General features: G+C 75.1%; 21 protein-coding genes. 11 read left to right on the top strand and 10 right to left on the bottom strand.

The features are described from left to right. Both ACQP60_RS08465 and ACQP60_RS08460 read left to right on the top strand, forming a co-directional pair. A complete protein-coding gene (locus tag ACQP60_RS08465; protein ID WP_429730664.1) occupies positions 1-882 on the top strand; it encodes a carbohydrate ABC transporter permease in 882 nt (293 codons plus the stop codon). Positions 883-897: 15 nt separating this feature from the next. Then, positions 898-1,413: an LURP-one-related/scramblase family protein gene (locus tag ACQP60_RS08460; protein WP_429730661.1), complete on the top strand. Its 516-nt coding sequence runs from the start codon at positions 898-900 to the stop codon at positions 1,411-1,413. A gap of 5 nt (positions 1,414-1,418) precedes the next feature. Here the strand turns inward: ACQP60_RS08460 and ACQP60_RS08455 are convergent, their stop codons facing one another. Then, a complete protein-coding gene (locus ACQP60_RS08455; protein ID WP_429730658.1) occupies positions 1,419-2,159 on the bottom strand; it encodes a MarR family transcriptional regulator in 741 nt (246 codons plus the stop codon). 244 nt (positions 2,160-2,403) lie between these two features. Here ACQP60_RS08455 and ACQP60_RS08450 point away from each other — a divergent pair, with 244 nt between their 5' ends. Both ACQP60_RS08450 and ACQP60_RS08445 read left to right on the top strand, forming a co-directional pair. Continuing rightward, entirely contained in the window at positions 2,404-3,069 is a 666-nt protein-coding gene (locus ACQP60_RS08450; RefSeq protein ID WP_429730655.1) for a DUF4097 family beta strand repeat-containing protein, read from the top strand. Between the two features lie 67 nt (positions 3,070-3,136). Then, positions 3,137-3,631 carry a pyridoxamine 5'-phosphate oxidase family protein gene (locus tag ACQP60_RS08445; protein WP_429730652.1) on the top strand — a complete coding sequence of 165 codons (495 nt, stop codon included), beginning with the start codon at positions 3,137-3,139 and terminating at the stop codon, positions 3,629-3,631. 40 nt (positions 3,632-3,671) lie between these two features. Here ACQP60_RS08445 and ACQP60_RS08440 read toward each other — a convergent pair whose 3' ends face one another. Both ACQP60_RS08440 and ACQP60_RS08435 read right to left on the bottom strand, forming a co-directional pair. Next, positions 3,672-4,766, bottom strand: coding sequence for an RDD family protein (locus ACQP60_RS08440; protein ID WP_429730649.1), 1,095 nt, complete (start codon positions 4,764-4,766; stop codon positions 3,672-3,674). A gap of 59 nt (positions 4,767-4,825) precedes the next feature. After that, entirely contained in the window at positions 4,826-5,998 is a 1,173-nt protein-coding gene (locus ACQP60_RS08435; RefSeq protein ID WP_429730646.1) for a PEP/pyruvate-binding domain-containing protein, read from the bottom strand. 109 nt (positions 5,999-6,107) lie between these two features. On the opposite strand from ACQP60_RS08435, the gene ACQP60_RS08430 reads away from it, so the two are divergent. Together ACQP60_RS08430 and ACQP60_RS08425 are read left to right on the top strand one after the other, a co-directional pair. Further along, a complete protein-coding gene (locus ACQP60_RS08430) occupies positions 6,108-6,527 on the top strand; it encodes a DNA-binding protein (protein WP_429730643.1) in 420 nt (139 codons plus the stop codon). After that, a complete protein-coding gene (locus ACQP60_RS08425) occupies positions 6,524-7,174 on the top strand; it encodes a helix-turn-helix domain-containing protein (RefSeq protein WP_429730641.1) in 651 nt (216 codons plus the stop codon). The genes ACQP60_RS08430 and ACQP60_RS08425 overlap by 4 nt, the downstream gene beginning before the upstream one ends. A 10-nt stretch (positions 7,175-7,184) precedes the next feature. Here ACQP60_RS08425 and ACQP60_RS08420 read toward each other — a convergent pair whose 3' ends face one another. Next, positions 7,185-7,631: a MarR family winged helix-turn-helix transcriptional regulator gene (locus ACQP60_RS08420; protein ID WP_429730638.1), complete on the bottom strand. Its 447-nt coding sequence runs from the start codon at positions 7,629-7,631 to the stop codon at positions 7,185-7,187. Positions 7,632-7,808: 177 nt separating this feature from the next. Here ACQP60_RS08420 and ACQP60_RS08415 point away from each other — a divergent pair, with 177 nt between their 5' ends. The 3 genes from ACQP60_RS08415 to ACQP60_RS08405 all read left to right on the top strand — a co-directional run bounded on the left by ACQP60_RS08415 (position 7,809) and on the right by ACQP60_RS08405 (position 10,791). Continuing rightward, a complete protein-coding gene (locus ACQP60_RS08415; protein WP_429730635.1) occupies positions 7,809-9,014 on the top strand; it encodes an MFS transporter in 1,206 nt (401 codons plus the stop codon). Between the two features lie 48 nt (positions 9,015-9,062). Beyond that, complete coding sequence (locus ACQP60_RS08410) at positions 9,063-9,893, top strand: aldo/keto reductase (RefSeq protein ID WP_429730632.1); 831 nt, start codon at positions 9,063-9,065, stop codon at positions 9,891-9,893. 148 nt (positions 9,894-10,041) lie between these two features. Continuing rightward, complete coding sequence (locus ACQP60_RS08405; protein ID WP_429730630.1) at positions 10,042-10,791, top strand: SDR family NAD(P)-dependent oxidoreductase; 750 nt, start codon at positions 10,042-10,044, stop codon at positions 10,789-10,791. Here the strand turns inward: ACQP60_RS08405 and ACQP60_RS08400 are convergent. Beyond that, positions 10,745-11,161: a DMT family transporter gene (locus ACQP60_RS08400; RefSeq protein WP_429730628.1), complete on the bottom strand. Its 417-nt coding sequence runs from the start codon at positions 11,159-11,161 to the stop codon at positions 10,745-10,747. The two genes, ACQP60_RS08405 and ACQP60_RS08400, sit on opposite strands and share 47 nt — an antisense overlap. Position 11,162: 1 nt before the next feature. Next, positions 11,163-11,477, bottom strand: a complete 315-nt coding sequence (locus ACQP60_RS08395; RefSeq protein ID WP_429730626.1) for a DMT family transporter — start codon at positions 11,475-11,477, stop codon at positions 11,163-11,165. Positions 11,478-11,589: 112 nt separating this feature from the next. Here ACQP60_RS08395 and ACQP60_RS08390 point away from each other — a divergent pair, with 112 nt between their 5' ends. Continuing rightward, a complete protein-coding gene (locus ACQP60_RS08390; RefSeq protein ID WP_429730623.1) occupies positions 11,590-12,153 on the top strand; it encodes a TetR/AcrR family transcriptional regulator in 564 nt (187 codons plus the stop codon). A gap of 12 nt (positions 12,154-12,165) precedes the next feature. Here ACQP60_RS08390 and ACQP60_RS08385 read toward each other — a convergent pair whose 3' ends face one another. The 4 genes from ACQP60_RS08385 to ACQP60_RS08370 all read right to left on the bottom strand — a co-directional run bounded on the left by ACQP60_RS08385 (position 12,166) and on the right by ACQP60_RS08370 (position 15,765). Beyond that, positions 12,166-12,765 carry a TetR/AcrR family transcriptional regulator gene (locus ACQP60_RS08385; RefSeq protein WP_429730620.1) on the bottom strand — a complete coding sequence of 200 codons (600 nt, stop codon included), beginning with the start codon at positions 12,763-12,765 and terminating at the stop codon, positions 12,166-12,168. Between the two features lie 51 nt (positions 12,766-12,816). Further along, positions 12,817-13,539: an ABC transporter ATP-binding protein gene (locus ACQP60_RS08380; protein ID WP_429730618.1), complete on the bottom strand. Its 723-nt coding sequence runs from the start codon at positions 13,537-13,539 to the stop codon at positions 12,817-12,819. Continuing rightward, a complete protein-coding gene (locus ACQP60_RS08375; protein WP_429730615.1) occupies positions 13,536-14,675 on the bottom strand; it encodes an ABC transporter permease in 1,140 nt (379 codons plus the stop codon). Before ACQP60_RS08375 ends, ACQP60_RS08380 begins: the two co-directional genes overlap by 4 nt. Before the next feature lie 106 nt (positions 14,676-14,781). Next, complete coding sequence (locus ACQP60_RS08370) at positions 14,782-15,765, bottom strand: ArsR/SmtB family transcription factor (RefSeq protein ID WP_429730612.1); 984 nt, start codon at positions 15,763-15,765, stop codon at positions 14,782-14,784. An 87-nt stretch (positions 15,766-15,852) separates the two neighbouring features. Between ACQP60_RS08370 and ACQP60_RS08365 the strand changes: the two genes are divergently transcribed. Continuing rightward, positions 15,853-17,142, top strand: coding sequence for an MFS transporter (locus tag ACQP60_RS08365; RefSeq protein ID WP_429730610.1), 1,290 nt, complete (start codon positions 15,853-15,855; stop codon positions 17,140-17,142). Positions 17,143-17,167 lie beyond the last annotated feature (25 nt).

Raw genomic sequence — 17,167 nt, 5'->3', positions numbered from 1 at the left:
ATGACCGCCACCACCACGGCCTCGCGCACGCCCGCCGCGCCGTCGTCGCCCCCGCCGCTGCGGCGCCCGCGGCGTGGCGGCGCCGGTGGCGGCCTGCTCACGGCCCTCACCTGGATCCTCGCGCTCGGGTTCTTCTTCCCCGTCGCGTGGATGGCGATGACGGCCTTCAAGCAGGAGAACCAGGCGTCGTCCGACCCTCCCACGTGGTTCTTCAGCCCGACGCTCGACCAGTTCCGGGCGGTGATCGGGGAGTCCGGGTCGTACGTCGCCAACTCGGCGATCGCGACCGGCGTCTCGACCGTCCTCGTGCTGCTGCTCGGCATCCCCGCCGCGTACGCGCTGTCGATCCGGCCGGTGGAGAAGGTCAGCGACGTGCTGTTCTTCTTCATCTCCACCAAGATGCTGCCGGTCGTCGCCGTCATCGTGCCGATCTACGTCATCGCGGGCCAGCTCAAGGTGCTCGACAACATCTGGACCCTGGTCGTGCTGTACACGGCGATGAACCTGCCGATCGCGGTGTGGATGATGCGGTCGTTCTTCCAGGAGATCCCGGCGGAGGTGCTCGAGGCCGCCGCCGTCGACGGCGCGGGGCTGATGAAGACGCTGCGCTCCGTGCTCATCCCCATGGTGGCGCCCGGCATCGCCGCGACGGCGCTCATCTGCGTGATCTTCGCGTGGAACGAGTTCTTCTTCGCGCTCAACCTCACGGCGTCGCGTGCCGCCACCGTGCCGATCTTCATCGTCTCGACGATGACGAGCGAGGGCCTGTTCCTCGCGCGGCTGTGCGCCGCGGCCCTGCTCGCGTCGCTGCCGGTGATCCTCGCCGGCTGGATCGCGCAGAAGCAGCTCGTGCGCGGCCTGTCGATGGGCGCGATCAAGTAGGGCATCCTGGGCCGCATGGCTCTCCCTCCGCCCCCGGCCGGCTGGTCGCGCTACGTCGTGAAGGCGAAGCTCGTCTCGATGGGCCGCGACTTCACCGTCACGGATCTCGCGGGCGCCGATGCGTTCGTCGTCGACGGCAAGGTCGGGCCGCGCGAGCGCGCCGACGTGCTCGACGCCGCGGGCGCCGTGCTGTACCGCGTGCGCGGCCGCGTCATCAACCTCCCGAAGCGGATGACGATCACCGACGCGGCGGGCACCGAGGTCGCGGAGCTGAACGGCAAGCTCTTCTCGCCGATCCGCTCGGCGATGACGCTCACCGTGCCCGGCGGTCCCGCGTGGGAGCTCCGGGGCAACCTCGTCGAGAAGGAGTACACGGTCACCGCGGGCGGTGCCCCGGTCGCCGTGATCACGCAGAAGTGGGTGACCGTCCGCGACACCTACACGCTGGACGTCGCCGACGGCACCGATCCCGGGCTCGCGCTCGCCGTGCTGTGGGGCGTCGACCGGTGGGTGGAGCGCGACCCGGGCTGACGCTCTCAGGCCTCCGGCGCGTCGTCGGGCGGGGATGCCGGTGCCGGGCCGGTGTGGAGCAGGTCGCGGGCCTGCTCGGCCGCGCGCGTGATGCTGTCGGCGACGAAGTCGATGAAGCGCGCCATGTTCTCCAGGCGGGCGCCCGCGGCCGAGTCACGGCCCAGGACGTCGACCCCCTGCCGGGCGGTGGCGGCGAGGGCGGCGTTGGAGCGCGCGGCGGCGATCATCGACTGGTACCAGGCGTCGCCGTCGGCGGCGTAGCGCTCGCGGCGGCCGTCCTCGCGCTCGCGGCGGACCAGCCCCAGGTTCTCCAGCAGCGCGACCGCCTTGGACACCGACGCCGGGCTCACCTGCAGCCTCTCGACCAGCTCCGCCGCGGTGAGGCTGCCCGAGTCCGCCACGTACAGCCGCGTGAGCACGGCCGCGGCCATACGGGGGAGGCCGGACTGCATGAGCAGCGTCGTGAACGTCTCCTCGTACTCCCGCAGGGCCGTGTCGTCGGGCGCGGCCGCGGCGGCTGAGGACGTGCGCGGCGTGGCGGGTCGACGGCGGTGCGCACGCTGCTGGGTGGCGCGCTGCGCGAGGTCGGCGCGGTAGCCGCCCGGGCCGCCGTTGCGCATCACCTCGCGCGTGATCGTCGACGTCGGGCGGTCGAGCCGGCGGGCGATCTCGGCGTACGCGAGGTCGTCCGCGAGGCCCAGCGCGATCTGCTGGCGCTCCTGGGCGGTGAGCCGGCCTCCCGGCATGGGCGTCCTCCTGGGGTCGAGGCCCGCGGGTCGGGCCGCGCCCACGTTACGTTCACTTCCGGGCGGATGCAACGACCCTCGGCGGAGATTGCGTTGACGTTCAGGCTCGATGCAACGATATGTGCGCTCTGACCTGCGATGACATCCTTCTGGTGCAACACTGCTCTTGCCCAACTTGCGAACGCAACGTAGCGTTTCGTATGTCAGAAAGTCACCGCACCGACCATCGCAGGAGCTGAGCACGATGCAGAACTTCGCCACCCCCGCCCCCGTCTCCGCCGTCGTCGACGTCCCGGCCGGCCGCCTCACGTTCGTCGCCGCCGACCGGGCCGACACCACCGTCGAGGTGCGGCCCGCCGACGCCTCGAAGCGCCGCGACGTCGAGGCCGCCGAGCAGACCACCGTCGCGTTCGCCGACGGCGTCCTGCGCGTCACCGCCCCCGACGGGCACCGTGCCTTCGGTCCCTCCGGCTCGGTCGACGTCAGCGTCCAGCTTCCCGCCGGCTCCGCCGTCGAGGTCACGGCCGCGAGCGCCCCGCTGCGCGGCGTCGGGCGCCTCGGCGCCGTCGTCGTCGAGACGGCGCACGGCGACATCAAGCTCGACGAGGCGGCGAGCGCGCGCCTCGCCACGCAGGCCGGCGACGTCACCGTCGGCCGCCTCACCGGCGACGGCACGCTCAGCACCGCGAAGGGTGACCTCCGCGTGGACGAGGCCGTGCAGGGCGCGCTCGAGCTGCGCACCCAGGCCGGCGACATCACCGTGGGCGTCGCGTCGGGCGTCACGGCGTCGCTCGACGCCGGCACGACGCTCGGCCGCGTCAGCAACGCGATCACGAACAGCGGCGGCGACGTCCAGGTGGCGATCCGCGCCACCACGACGATGGGCGACATCGCGGCGCACAGCCGCTGAGCCGCCGCCGAGGATCCCGGACCCGCCGGGCCGACGAGTTCCGTCGGCCCGGCGGGTCTGTCCTGTCATGACACGCACCGGCACCCTCGACGCCCGCTTCGGCGTGGCCACCGCTCCCACCCCGTGGGCGGAGGTGGAGGCCGCGCTCGCGGCCGCCCCCTCGTACCAGCTCGTCACCGTGCGGGCGGACGGCCGTCCGCACGTCACCCCGCTCGTCGGGCTGTGGGCGGACGACGGCTTCGTCTTCTGCACCGGCCCCGGCGAGCAGAAGGCGCACAACCTCGCCCACAGCCCGCACGTCGCCGTGACGATCGGGTCCCCCGAGTGGGACGCCGGCCTCGACGTCGTGGTGGAGGGCGTCGTCGTGCGCGCGACCGGCGGACCGGAGCTGCGCCGGCTCGCCGACGGCTTCCGCGCCAAGTACCGCGACGCCTGGGACTTCGAGAACGACGACGAGTCCTTCGACCCGCACGGCGAGCGCGCGCTCGTCTACCGCGTCGTGGTCGACAAGGTGCTCGCGTTCGCCAAGGCGCCGCACGGCCAGACGACGTTCCGGTTCTGAGGGTCGGCCGGCAGCGCGCCCATGAACCGGCCGCGGCGAGTCACGACGGGTACGGGTCGGCGTCGACTCCGGGCGCGGGGGCGGTGCACTCGGCGAGGACGCTCCCGCGCCCGTCGACGAGGACCGCGTGGACGGTCCAGCCGCTCACGTCCTCCGGCACGTCGACCACGGCTTCGGCGACCGTCCCGTCCTCCGACCACCACAGGTCGCTGCCCTCACCGACGTCCTCGGAAGGGCCGCCGGGCGTGGCCTGTTCAGCGAAGTAGCTCAGGCCGTCCGGGCCGCGAACCGTCAGTCGGGCGGTGGCCGCGGCGGCGTCCGGATCGGCCCCAGGGTCGCCTTCCTCGCCCACGGTCCAGGCGGACCCGACCTGCCAGTGCTGCCGGGTGATGTGCGAGATCCCCCACCGCGAGTCCCACTGCGTCTCCCGTGAGGTGCCGATCCTCGCCGTCGCCGACATCTCGCCCCTGCCGGCGCAGGTCGTCTCGGCCTCGGAGGTCTGGAAGGAGCCGCCGCTGCTCGAGGTGACGCTCGCCGCGGCTGCCGCCGCGCACAGCACGAGCGCGACGCCGGAGGTGACCTGCCGCGGCCAGCGCAACCACGGCGCACGGGCGTCACGGGCACGGCGGAGGCGCGCGACGAGCGGGTGCGGGGGCGGCGCCGTGGTGCGGACGGCGACGGTGCCGAGCAGGGAGTCGGCGAAGGTGCGGCCGTCCGTGCGGAACGCGGACCGCAGGTAGCCGATCAGCAGGATCGCGTCGAGCACGTGCGCGAACCAGCGCAGCACGGTGCCGGGCAGTCCGATCGGCCGGCCGGTGCGGTCGTCGACCACCGCGACGTGCGCCACCCGCTTGCCCGGCGTCATGCCCGTGTACGCCTGGAGGACGCCGAGCACCAGCAGCGTGCCTGCCGTCCAGGCCGCGCCGCCCGCCCCGCCGGGCTTGCCCAGGCCCGGCAGCGAGGCGAGGGTCGGCGAGGCGCCCGTGGCGACGAAGACCACCGTCGCCACGAGCGCGGAGTCGAGCAGCGTCGCCAGCACCCGCAGCCCCCAGGCCGCGCAGGGGCGGTCGTCGGTGAACGGGCCGAGCGCGCCGTCGAGGGTCGGCCGGGGCGCGCGCGGCGCCGTCGTCGTCATGGCCGGATGGTTCCACGACCGGGCGGGGACGTCCACGGGGTGTCCAGCCCGTGCCCAGGTCAGGCGGTCACGACGGTGCCCGCGTCGCCGTCGACCGTCACCGTCCCCGCGTCGCGCAGGGCCGCGGTCGCGGCGGGCACGCCGAGCACGGCCGGCAGGCGCAGCTCGCGTGCGACGATCGCCGCGTGCGACAGCAGCCCGCCCGTCTCGGTGACGACGGCGGCGACGACGCCGAACAGCGGCGTCCACGCCGGGTCCGTCTCGCGGCACACGAGGACGTCGCCCGGGCGGACGGCGGCGAAGTCGTCCGGCCCGCGCACCACCCGCGCCGGCCCGCTCGCCCGGCCACCGCTCGCGCCCGCGCCCCGCAGCACCCCGCCGTCGTTGCGCTCACCACGTTCTGCGGGCGAGGCGGGGAGGGCCGCCGTGACGGGGCGGGCCTGGAGGAGCCAGAGGGTGCCGGCGTCGTCCACCGCCCACTCGACGTCCTGCGGCCCGCCGCGCACGTCCGCGACCCGCTGCCCGAGGTCGGCGAGGCGCAGCACGGTGTCGTCGTCGAGGCAGGGGCGGTCGCGGTCCGCGGCCGGGACGTCGCGGACGGCGGTGCCGCCGGGGGAGCGGTCCACGCGGGTGCGCTTGCCGCCGGTGCGGCGGTCGGTGATGCGGCCGCCGTCGACAGAGCCGAGCGCGACGGTCCAGCGGTCGGGGTCGACGGCGCCCTGCACCACGCTCTCGCCCAGCCCCCACGACGCCTCGACGACGGTGTGCGCCGTTCCTGTGGGTGGGCCCGTGAACAGCACGCCCGCGGCGCGCGCGTCGACCAGCCGCTGCACGACGACGGCGACGTCGGCGGGGCCGTCGTGGCGGCCGGTGCCGGACGTCGCCGCCCGGTAGGCCGTGGCCCGCGGCCCGGCCGCCGACGCCCGACACGTCGCGACCGCTGCGACGACGCGGTCCGTGCCGACCGCGCCGAGCACCGTGTCGTACTGCCCGGCCGCCGACGCCCGGGCGCCGTCCTCGTCCGCCGCCGACGAGCGCACCGCCACGGCCCCGGACGTGCCGAGCCGGCCGAGGCCCGCCGCGACGGCTCCGGCCAGCTCCGGCCCCGGGAGGGTGGCCGGGACGACGAAGCCGTCCGGCACGGGCAGCCCGGCGCGGCGCAGCGCCCCCAGGGCGGCGGCCTTGCCGCCGTGCTCGGGGGCCGCGTCGTCCAGCGGGACCGTGTCGGGCACCGCCCACCTCCGTCGTCGTGCGTCGTCGTGCGTCGTCCTCGTGTGCCGTCGTCGGCCGCGAGTTCAACATCGCGTTGACAACGGTCCGTTGATGGTGCACGGTCGCGGGATGGAACGCAAGCCCCCCGCCGCCGACCACGCCGCGGATCAAGGCGCCGCCACCGACGAGGCCCGCGCCCGCCGCGTGCTGCTCGACCTGGGCGCCGACGCGCTCGCGCCGCGACCCTGGCAGCCGGCGTCCGTGCCGCCGTCGGCGACCGACCTCGTGCGCCACTACCTGTGGCGGTCCGCGCGCGGGGAGCTCACACCGGAGCAGGACGCCGCGGGGGCGCTCGCCGCGCTCGCGCTCGTGCCCGCGGCACGCGCGGAGGCGGCGCAGCTCGAGACCGCCGCGCTGTTCTCCGCCCGCGCCGCCGGGCACACGTGGGGACGGATGGCGTCCGCGCTGGGCCTCGGCTCCCCGCAGGCGGTGCAGCAGCGGCTCGACCGGCTCGTCGCACGGTCCGGGGGAGCGGGGGAGGCGCCGTGAGCCGCGCGTCCGAGCCCGAGTTCCTCGTGCTGCACGCCGTCCGCGTGCGCGGGACGGCGGACGACGCGGCCGTCGCCGAGCGGTCGGGCGTCGCCGTCGAGGCCGCCCGCGAGCACCTGCTCGACCTCGAGGCGTTCGGCCACGTGACCTGGGCGGAGTTCGCCGGCACGGGCGGCTGGACCCTCACCGAGCGGGGCCGGACCGAGGGCGAGCGCCGCCTCGCCGCCGAGCTGGCCAGCGACCCGACCGGCCGCGCCGCCGCCGTCGTGCGCGAGGCGGTCGCCGCGTTCGGCCCGCTGAACGCCCGGCTGCTCCGGGCGTGCACCGACTGGCAGCTGCGCCCCGGGGCCGGCGGCCGGCTGGACGTCAACGACCACCGGGACGCGTCGTGGGACGGCCGCGTGCTCGACGAACTCGCCGCCGTCGTCGACGGCGTGCGCCCGGTGCTCGCCGGTCTCGCGGGCGAGCTCGCCCGCTTCGCGGGCTACGACCGGCGGCTCGACGACGCCCTGGCCGCGGCACGGGTCGGGGACGGCGCGCGCGTGGCCGGCCTGGGCGCGGCGTCCGTGCACGGGGTGTGGATGGAGCTGCACGAGGACCTGCTCGCCACGGCGGGCATCTCGCGCGGCGCGGAGGTCGTCGACTGACCGGGTCGCGTCAGACCGCGGCGACCTCGTGCAGCGACGACGCGAGCGGGGCGATCTCGGGGATGTCCTCGGCGCGGGTGAGGGCGTCCTCGAGGGCGCGGTCGTGCGTGGGCCGGGCCTTCTCCAGGAGCTTGCGGCCGGCGGGCGTGAGCTCGGTGTAGATGCCGCGGCGGTCGTCGGCGCAGAGGATGCGCGTGAGCAGCCCGCGGTCCTCGAGCCGGGTGACGAGACGGGTCGTGGCGCTGCTGGAGAGCGCGGCGGCGCGCGCGAGCTGCTGCATGCGCATGTGCCACCCGTCCTGGCGGCTCAGGGCGTCGAGCACGGTGAACTCCACCACGGAGAGCTGGTGCTCCTTCTGCAGCGCGCGCTCCAGGTCCGTCTCGATCAGCCCGTGCAGCGCGGCGAGCGTGCGCCAGCCGCGCGCGCGGATCTCGACGGCGTCGTCGGCGATTCCCATGTCAGCGCCTCCTCGCAGGCCTCGTCGCCGGGCCTCGTCATCGGGCCCGTGGCGGCCCGTCGTCTGGGTCACAGCATAGCGCCTTGCGCGGATAGCGCGCGCGTGCAACTATCTAGAACGTTGCGTCTGCAACTACTGCGCACGCAACGTTCCCGTTCCCCGATCCTGGAGGCCTCGATGCCTGCCGCGCTGTACGCCCTCGCCCTCGGGGGCTTCGGCATCGGACTCACCGAGTTCGTCATCATGGGCCTGCTGCCGGAGGTGGCCGCCGACTTCGGCGTCACCGAGACGGTAGCCGGCTACCTCATCTCCGGCTACGCCCTGTCCGTCGCCGTCGGCGGCATCGCCCTGACCGCCGCCCTCTCGCGGGTGCTGCGCAAGCGGGCGCTGATGCTGCTCATGGTCCTGTTCATCGCGGGCAACCTGCTGTCCGCCGTCGCGCCCACGTACGGGATGACGATGGTCGGACGGGTCGTCGCGGCCCTGTGCCACGGCGCGTTCTTCGGCATCGGCGCGGTCGTCGCGGCCGACCTCGTGCCCGCGAACCGCCGCGCCGCCGCCATCTCCGTGATGTTCGCCGGGCTCACCATCGCGAACGTGGCGGGCGTGCCGCTCGGCACCTTCCTCGGCCAGGCGGCCGGCTGGCGGGCGACGTTCTGGGCCATCACCGTGATCGGCGTGATCGGCCTGGCCGGCATCGCCGTGCTCGTGCCGCGCACCGAGCACCGCTCCACCGGCTCCGTGCTGTCGGAGTTCCGCATCTTCCGCGACCGCCAGGTGTGGCTCTCCATGGCCGTCACCGTGCTGGGCTACGGCGGCATGTTCGGCGCGTTCAGCTACATCGCGTTCACGCTCACCGAGGTGAGCGGCTTCAGCAGCGCCGCCGTCCCGTGGCTGCTCGTCGTCTTCGGCGTCGGGCTGTTCGCGGGCAACGTGCTGGGCGGTCGCGCCGCCGACAAGAACCTCGTCAGGGCGCTGACCGTGATCATCTCCGCGCTCGCCGTCGTGCTCGTGGTCTTCGCGCTCACCGCGCAGAGCAAGGTCGCGACCGTCGTGGCGCTGCTCCTCATGGGCGGCTTCGGCTTCGCCACCGTGCCCGGCCTCCAGGCCCGCATCATGCAGTACGCCGAGGCTGCTCCGACCCTCGGCTCCGGCGCCAACATCGCCGCCTTCAACGTCGGCAACGCCTTCGGTGCCTGGGCCGCGGGCCTCGCCCTCGCCGCGGGCCTCGGCTACACGTCGCCGCTGTGGGTCGGCGCGGCCGTCACGGTCGTCGGGCTCGGCGTCCTGCTGGTCGCCGTGCGCACCCGCGGCGGCGAGCTCGCCCGGCCGCGCGTCGCCGGGAGTGACGCCCCGCGCGAGCCCGCGCCCGCCGGCGTCTGACCCTCCATCTCCAGAACGTCAGTACCGCACCACCGGAAGGAACCTCCCTTGAGCACGAACGTCCCCACCGTCACCCTCTCCGACGGCCGCACCATGCCCCAGCTCGGCTTCGGCGTCTTCCAGGTGCCCGACGCCGAGACCACGGCCGCGGTGAGCGCCGCGCTCGAGGCGGGCTACCGCAGCATCGACACCGCCGCCGTCTACGGCAACGAGCGCGGCGTGGGTCGCGCGCTGGCCGAGTCGGACGTCGCCCGCGACGAGCTGTTCGTCACCACCAAGCTGTGGGTCGACAGGCTGGGCCGTGCCGCGGCCCGCGAGGGCCTCGAGGCGAGCCTCGAGAAGCTCGGCCTCGACCGCGTCGACCTGTACCTCATCCACTGGCCGACCCCCGCCACGGACGACTACCTCGACGCCTGGCAGGGCCTGGAGGACCTGCGCGACGCCGGCCTCGCCACGTCGATCGGCGTCTCGAACTTCCTGCCCGAGCACCTCGACCGCGTCGCGGCGCTCGGCGGCAGCACCCCGGTCGTCAACCAGGTGGAGCTGCACCCGGCGCTGCAGAACCGCGAGACCGTCGCGGCGAACGTCCGCCACGGCGCGGTGACCGAGGCGTGGAGCCCGCTGGCGCAGGGCGCCGTCCTGGGCGACGCGCCCGTCGTCGACGCCGCCCGCGCGCACGGCGTCACGCCCGCCCAGGTGGTGCTGCGCTGGCACCTGCAGCAGGGCCGCGTCGTCATCCCCAAGTCCGTGACGCCCGCGCGCATCGCGGCGAACCTCGACGTCTTCGGCTTCGACCTCACCGACGCCGAGCTGGCCGCCATCGACGGGCTCGAGCGCGACGGCCGCACCGGCCCCCACCCCGCGTCGTTCAACGGCTGACCCGGCGCGCCCTGCAGGTCGTCGTGGGTGGGCTCGTGGCCCTGTGTCGTCGCGAAACAGGGCCACGAGCCCACCCACAACGCTGTCGGGGGCGTGGTGCTGGGCGCCTACGCTGGGACGGCACCGTCGACCGTCCCGAGGAGTCCTCATGCCCGTCACCGCTCGCGTCGCCGTCGTCACCGGAGCCAGCAGCGGGATCGGCGCCGCCAGCGCCCGCGCGCTCGCGGCGGCGGGCTTCCACGTGGTCCTCGGCGCCCGCCGGATGGACCGGCTCGAGGAGGTGGCCGCCGAGACGGGCGGGACGGCACTGCCGCTCGACGTCACGGACGACGCGTCCGTCGAGGCGTTCGCCGCCGCCGTCGAGGAGAAGCTCGGGCGCTGCGACCTGCTCGTCAACAACGCGGGCGGGGCGCTGGGGACGGAGTCGGTGGCCGACGCCGACCTCGCCGACTGGCAGCGCATGTACGACATCAACGTGCTCGGCACCGTCCGCGTCACGAAGGCGCTGCTTCCGCGGCTGATCGCGAGCGGTGACGGCCAGGTGATCACCATCGGCTCCATCGCGGGCCGCGAGCCGTACAAGGGCGGTGCCGGCTACAACGCGGCCAAGCACGCCGAGGCCGCGCTGACCCGCGTGCTGCGGCTGGAGCTGCTCGGCCAGCCGGTGCGGGTGAGCGAGATCGACCCCGGCATGGTGCACACCGACTTCTCCCTGGTCCGGTTCAAGGGCGACCAGGAGAAGGCCGACGCCGTCTACGCCGGGGTCGAGCCGCTCACGGCCGAGGACGTCGCCGAGACAGTGGCGTGGATCGCCACGCGCCCGGCGCACGTCAACGTCGACCAGGTGCTGCTCATGCCCCGCGACCAGGCCGCGGCGCAGGTGGTCCACCGGCGCTGACGTCGTCGGCGCCGTCCTGCGCGCCGTCGTCGTGCCCGACCACCTTGAGGCCGATGGCGCAGCCGATGATGCCCACGAGGAACAGCGCCTTGAGCAGCGACGCGGTCTCCGTGCCGGTGACCATCGCCCACGCGACGGTCAGCGCGGCGCCGACGCCCGTCCAGATGGCGTACGCGGTGCCGATGGGGATGTGCTTCGCGGCGTAGCCCAGGCCGAGCATGCTCGCCGACAGGGCCACGACGAACACGATCGTGTCGCCGAGCACCGTGAAGCCGTGGCTCGCGTGCAGGGCGGTGGCCCACACCGCCTCCAGGACGGCGCTGGCCAGCAGCACGCCCCAGGCCAGGCCGTTCGTGTTCTTCGCGCTCATGTCAGCTCACCACCTTGAGACCGACGACCGACCCGACGAGGCCGACCAGCAGCAGGGCGCGCGCGACGGTCAGCCGCTCGTCGCCGCGCACGATGGCGACCAGCACGGTGAGCACCGCGCCGATGCCCACCCAGACGGCGTAGGCGGTGCCGACCGGGATGGTGAGCATCGCGTGCGCGAGCCCCCACATGCTCAGGGCCAGGCCGACGACGAACACCACCGTCGGCACCGGGCGCTTGAAGCCGCGCGACGCGGCCAGCGCGGTCGCCCACACGGCCTCCATCACGCCGGCGGCGATGAGGATCAGCCAGTCCACGGCTCTCACTTCCCCTCTGTCGTGCACCGTCGGGATCTCTGCTGGAAGTTCTTCGCACGTTCGTGCGAAGACAGTTCTAGCACACTTCGCACGACTGTGCGAACATGGGCGCGTGCCCCAGAAGCTCGACCGTGACGAACGCCGCCGCCAGGTGTCCGAGGCCGCGTGGCGCGTCCTCGTCCGCGACGGCCTCGAGGCCCTCTCCGTCCGCAACGTCGCCGCCGAGGCCGGCCTGCCGCAGAGCTCCCTGCGCTACACGTTCCCCACCGTCGCGAGCGTGCGCGAGCGCGCCGTCGCCCTCGTCCTGGAACGCCTGCAGGAGCGGGTGGACGCGGTCGAGGCCGGCGAGGGGTGGCCGCGCGCCGTCCTGGCGCAGCTGCTGCCGCTCGACGCCGAGCGGCGCACCGAGATGGAGGCCTACCTCGCGCTCGGCACGGCGGCCATGACCGACCCCGCCCTGCGCGAGGGCCACCGCGCCGCGCAGGTCGCGATCCGCGACGTGTGCGCCCGCGCGCTCGCCGCCCGCACCGGCCGCCCGCCGTCCGACGTCGAGGTGCGTGAGCTGCACGCGCTCGTCGACGGCCTCGCGCTGCACGTCGTGCGGCAGGAGCCCGGCGACGACGCCGGCTGGGCGCTCGGCGTGCTCGACGCGCACCTGGCGCGCGTCGCCGCCTGACGCCCGAGGCGCTCAGGAGGTCGCGGCGCCGCCGTGGCCGTGCCGCGCGACGAACGGCGCCAGGAGCTCCTCGACGCTGGACCAGACCTCGTCGAACGGGGCCCCGGACTCGAGCATCCGCGACGCGGTGTTGACGACGGCGTTGACCAACTCGGCGGTGCGGTCGGGGTGCGGCACCTCGAGCGCGCGCAGCGTGTCGATCAGCGGCCTCAGGAGCTCCCCGTGCATCGCTCGCATCCCCTCGGCCACGGCGGGGGCGGGGCCGGCGCTCGCCAGGGCGGTGGCGAGCGCGTGCTCGCCCTCGGCCACGAGCTCGAGGTTGGTCCGCGCGTAGGCGAGGACCCGACCGGCGTCGTCGCCGGCGTCGTCCATGGCCCTCGCGACCGTCGCCGCCCACCGGGGGAAGACGTCCTCGACCATCGCGCGCAGGAGGTCGTCGGCGGAGCGGAAGTACTGGTAGATGCTCGGCCGGGCGAGGCCGGAGCGCTCGGCGAGCGCCGCGAACGTCGGCGGGCGCCCCGTCTCGGCGAGGAGCGTGCGCGCGGCGTCGAGGAGCGCCCGCTGCTGCGCCGCGCGGTGCTCGACGACGGTGGGGGCGCTGATGCGCGGCACGGGCACTCCTCCTCGCGGGTGCCCCGGGCCCGCAGGCCCGGGGCGTGACGGTCAGTCGACCAGTCTCCCATCCTCCATCCGCACCACCCGGTCGCAGTGCTCCAGCACGTCGTGGTCGTGCGTGACCATGACGGTCGCGACGCCGTGCTCGTGCGTCTCGGCCGCGAGCAGCTCGACGACGTCGTGGCTGCGCGCGCGGTCGAGCGCCGCGGTCGGCTCGTCGACGAGCAGGAGCGCCGGGGTCGTCACCAGCGCGCGGGCGATGCCGACGCGCTGGCGCTCGCCGCCCGACAGCTCGTGCGGCCGGCGGCCGGCCTTGTGCGCCATGCCGACCTGCTCCAGGAGCTCGAGCGGCGACCGCGCGGAGCCCGTGGCCTTGCGCCCCGTGGCGTGCAGGGCGAAGCGCAGCTGGTCGACAGCGGAGAGCGCGGGCAGGAGGTTGCCCGACTGGAACACGAAGCCGATCCGTTCGCGCCGCAGCCGCGCCTGGCGCGAGGCGGAGAGGGAGCCGACGTCCGCGCCGTCCACCAGGACGGTGCCGGAGTCCGGCCGGGTGAGCGCCCCGGCGACGGCGAGCAGGCTCGACTTGCCGGCGCCGGACGGGCCGACGACGGCGAGCAGCTCGCCCGCCGGGACGGCGAGGTCGACGTGGTCGAGCGCCGTCACGGTGGTGTCGCCGTCGCCCAGGGTGAGGGTGACGTCCCTCAGGCGGAGGCCGTCGCCCGCGGCGGAGCGCGGCTCGGCGGCGAGGGTGGTGGGGGCGGGCTGGGTCATCGCTGTCCTCCGAGGGCGGTGAGCGGGTCGACGCGGGCGATGCGGCCGACGGCGGCGGCCGCGCCGAGGAGCCCGAGCACGATCAGCAGCGCGGCGGCGGCTGCCACCGGCACGGGCTCGAGCGAGAACGGCATGGGCGTGGACGTCAGGAGGGCGCCGAACCCGACGCCGACGCCCACGCCCACCGCCGTCGAGCCGACGAGGACGACCGCCGCCTGCCCCAGGGCGTCGCGGACCAGGTAGCCCGTGCGGGCGCCCATGGCGCGGGCGACGGCGATCTCGTGCCGGCGCTGGATGGTCCACACCGTGAAGAAGGCGCCGACCACGAGGGCGGAGATGGCGTACAGGAACGTCTGGATGAGGTCGAGCGTGAGCGTCTCGGCCGCGTACCCCGGCGACCCCTCGAACGAGTCCTCGAGGGGCACGGCGGCGGTGCCGGTGCCCGCGGAGGCGGCCGCGAGGTCGAGGTCCGCGCCGTCGGCCTCGGCGAGCGCGACGGCGGTCGCCTCGTCGTAGGCGTCGGGCCGCACCTCGTCGCCGGGCCCGGCGCCGGCGTGGATCTCCTGCCAGGTGGCGAGGGGGACGTACGCGACGTCCACGTGCCCGTAGGTGTGCTGGCCGTCGAGCACGCCGACGATCGTCAGCTCGGTGCCGAGCCGGTCCACGGTCACGGTGTCGCCGACGCCGAGCCCGAGGTCGGTCACGGTCTCGCTGACGACGATCCCGTCGCGCGGCCCGAGCCCGTCGCCCTGGGTGACGAGGCCGGGGGCGGGGGCGAGGAACGAGTCGGGCTCGACGCCGAAGAGGGCCAGGTCGACGGCCTCGCCGTCGGGGCCCTCCGCGTTGACGAGCTGGTTGCCGAACAGCGCGGCGTCGGCGACGCCGTCCTGCTCCGCCCACCGGGCCGCCTGGTCCCGCTCCACCGTGCTGCGGGAGAACGCCGAGTCGACGGGGGTGCCCTCGTCGAACGCGAACGCCGTCACGGGGAGCTTCTTGAGCCCGGAGACGCCGTCGTTCACGAGCCCCGAGGAGAGGCCCGAGAGGATGACGACGAGGATCGCCACGAGGGCGACGACACCTCCCATCAGGCCGAACCGTGCCCGCGCGAACACCAGCTCGCGCCACGCCAGAAACATCGTGCTCCCTTCCGCGCCGGCATCAGTTGCCGACGTCACGTCGGGAACGATACCAACGCGACGTCGGGAAACTGTCGGGAGAAGGGAGGCCGGACTGTGGAGTTTGTCACCGGGCCTCGCGGCCGCTGCCGCCCACCAGGGCGTCGCCCACCTCCGAGCGCAGGTACAGCACGGACCGGCCGGAGCGGGCAGAGGTCAGCAGGCCGGCGTCGCGCAGCACCCGCAGGTGCTGGTTGACGGCGCTCGTCGTGACGTCGAGGCGGCGGGCGAGGTCGGTGGACGACGCCGGCTGCTCCAGGGCCGTGAGGAGCCCGGCCCGAGCGCGACCCAGGACCGCGACGAGGGCGTCGCCCGCCACGTGCCGCTCGGCCTGCCACAGCGTGCCCGTGCCGCGCGCGCCGTACATGATCATGGGCGGCTCCTCCGGCGAGATCGGGGCCGACGCCGCGCGGGTGAACAGCGTGGGCACGAGCGTGAGCCCCGCGCCGGTGGTGGAGCGGTGGAACTCTCCGCTGAGCGTCCCGAGGCGGACGCTCACCACGCCGTCGGCGAACGAGACCCGTGGGGAGAGGTCGGCGAACATCGCGCCCGCGCCGCGGGCCGAGATCACCGTGCCGCGGTGCACGACGTCGGCCTGGAGCACGGCGCGCATCCGCGGCCAGACGGGCGCGAAGCACGCGTCCCAGTAGCCGGTGAGCGCATCGAGCATCCGGCGCCGCACCCGGGGGAGCGGGCCGCGCAGCGGGGCGGGCAGGCCGCCCGGGTGCACCGCGGCGAGGTCGTGCAGCACGACCGCGTCGTCGACGGCGGCCACGCCGGCGAGCTCGTCGTCGAGCCGGGTGAGCGGGCTGCCCGGGCGTGGCGTGAGGAAGTCCGGCGTCCACATCACGTCGTTGGTCAGCGCGAGCAGCATCTCGCCGTCGAGCGTGGGACGGGCCTCCTGCACGCGACGCAGCCACGGCAGGTGCACGGGGAAGCGACCGGGGTCGCGCCACGCCCGCAGCGACAGCACCAGCTCGTTCAGCGGGGAGACGGCGAAACGGACGTCGGCGAGGTCCATGCCGGCCAGCTCGTAGTGCATCCATCCCATCAGCGGCTCCGTCCCACCTCGTGAGCATAGATGTAGCGCAGCGCTACATCCGTTCCGGGGCGCGGACGGACGGTCCCTACTGGTGCCGTGATCCAGACCCTCCTGCCGCGGGACCCCGTGGCGCGCGCCCTCACCGTCTCGACCATGGCGTTCGCCGCGTCGACGGGGATCTTCTACACGGTGTCCGTGCTGTACTTCACGCGCGTCGTCGGGCTGTCCGCCGGGACGGTCGGGCTGGGTCTCGGCATCGCCGGCGGCGCGGGCGTGCTCGGGTCGTACTTCGCCGGGCGCTGGTCGGACCGGCGCGGCGCGCACCGCGTGCAGGTGTGGGGCCTGCTCGCGCAGGCGCTGGCGCTCGCGGCGTACTCGTTCACCTCCGACGCCGTGACGTTCACCGCCGTGGCGGTCGTCGTCAGCGCGGGTCGCGGCGTGCAGTCCACGGCGCGCCAGGCGCTGCTGGCCCGGTGGTTCACCGGGCCCGAGCGCGTCGACGTCCGCGCCCGGCTGCGCGTCGTGACCAACGTGCTCATCGGGCTCGGCACCCTCGCCGCGGCCGTCGCGCTGCTGGTCGACACCGCGGCCGCCTACCGCACCGCGATGGTCGCGACGGCGGTGCTGCTGCTCGGCGCCGTCGTGCCGCTGGTCCGGCTGCCGCGCCGCGTGCCCGAGCTGGCCGCGCGGATGCTCGCCGACGCGCCCGCCGCCGTCGCGCGGGACACGGGCTCGACCACCGAGCCCGGCGACCGGGCCGTCGCCGGGGTGCACCCCCTGCGCGACCGCACGTACGTCGCCAGCGTCGTGCTCAACGCCGTCGTCGCCATGCAGTTCGGCGTCATGACCGTGGGGGTGCCGCTGTGGGTCGCGACCACCGACGCGCCGACCGCCGTCGTCTCCGCGCTGCTGGTGGTCAACACGGCGCTGGTGGCGCTGCTCCAGGTGCGCGCGTCCCGCGGCACCCACGACGTGCGGGCGGCCGGGCGGGCCGTGCGCCGGGGCGCCGTCCTGCTGGCAGGCGCGTGCGTGCTGTACGCGGCGGCCGGGTACGGCAGCCTCGTCGCCGCGACCGCGCTGCTGCTGCTCGCCGCCGTCGCGCACTCCCTCGGCGAGGTGCTGTCGGAGGCCGGCGGATGGGGCATGGCGTTCGAGCTCGCCGACCCGCGCCGCGCCGGCGCCTACCAGGGGCTGTCGCAGACCGGGTACGCGCTCGCCGGCATGGCCGCGCCCGTCGTCGTCACCGCGCTGCCCATCCGCTTCGGCACGCCCGGCTGGCTGGTGCTGGGCGCGGTCTTCGTCGTCGCCGGGGCGGGCGCGGCATGGGTCGCGCGGCGGGCGGCGGACGCCCGTCCGGCCCCCGAGGCGGTGCCGGTCGGCAGGTGACGACCAGCGCGGCAGTTTCGTCTCG

The organism is Isoptericola variabilis (genome assembly GCF_050311655.1).
Taxonomy (GTDB): Bacteria; Actinomycetota; Actinomycetes; order Actinomycetales; family Cellulomonadaceae; genus Isoptericola; species Isoptericola variabilis.
The sequence above is the reverse complement of the archived record's forward strand: the minus strand, read 5'-3'. Positions and strand labels throughout refer to the sequence as shown.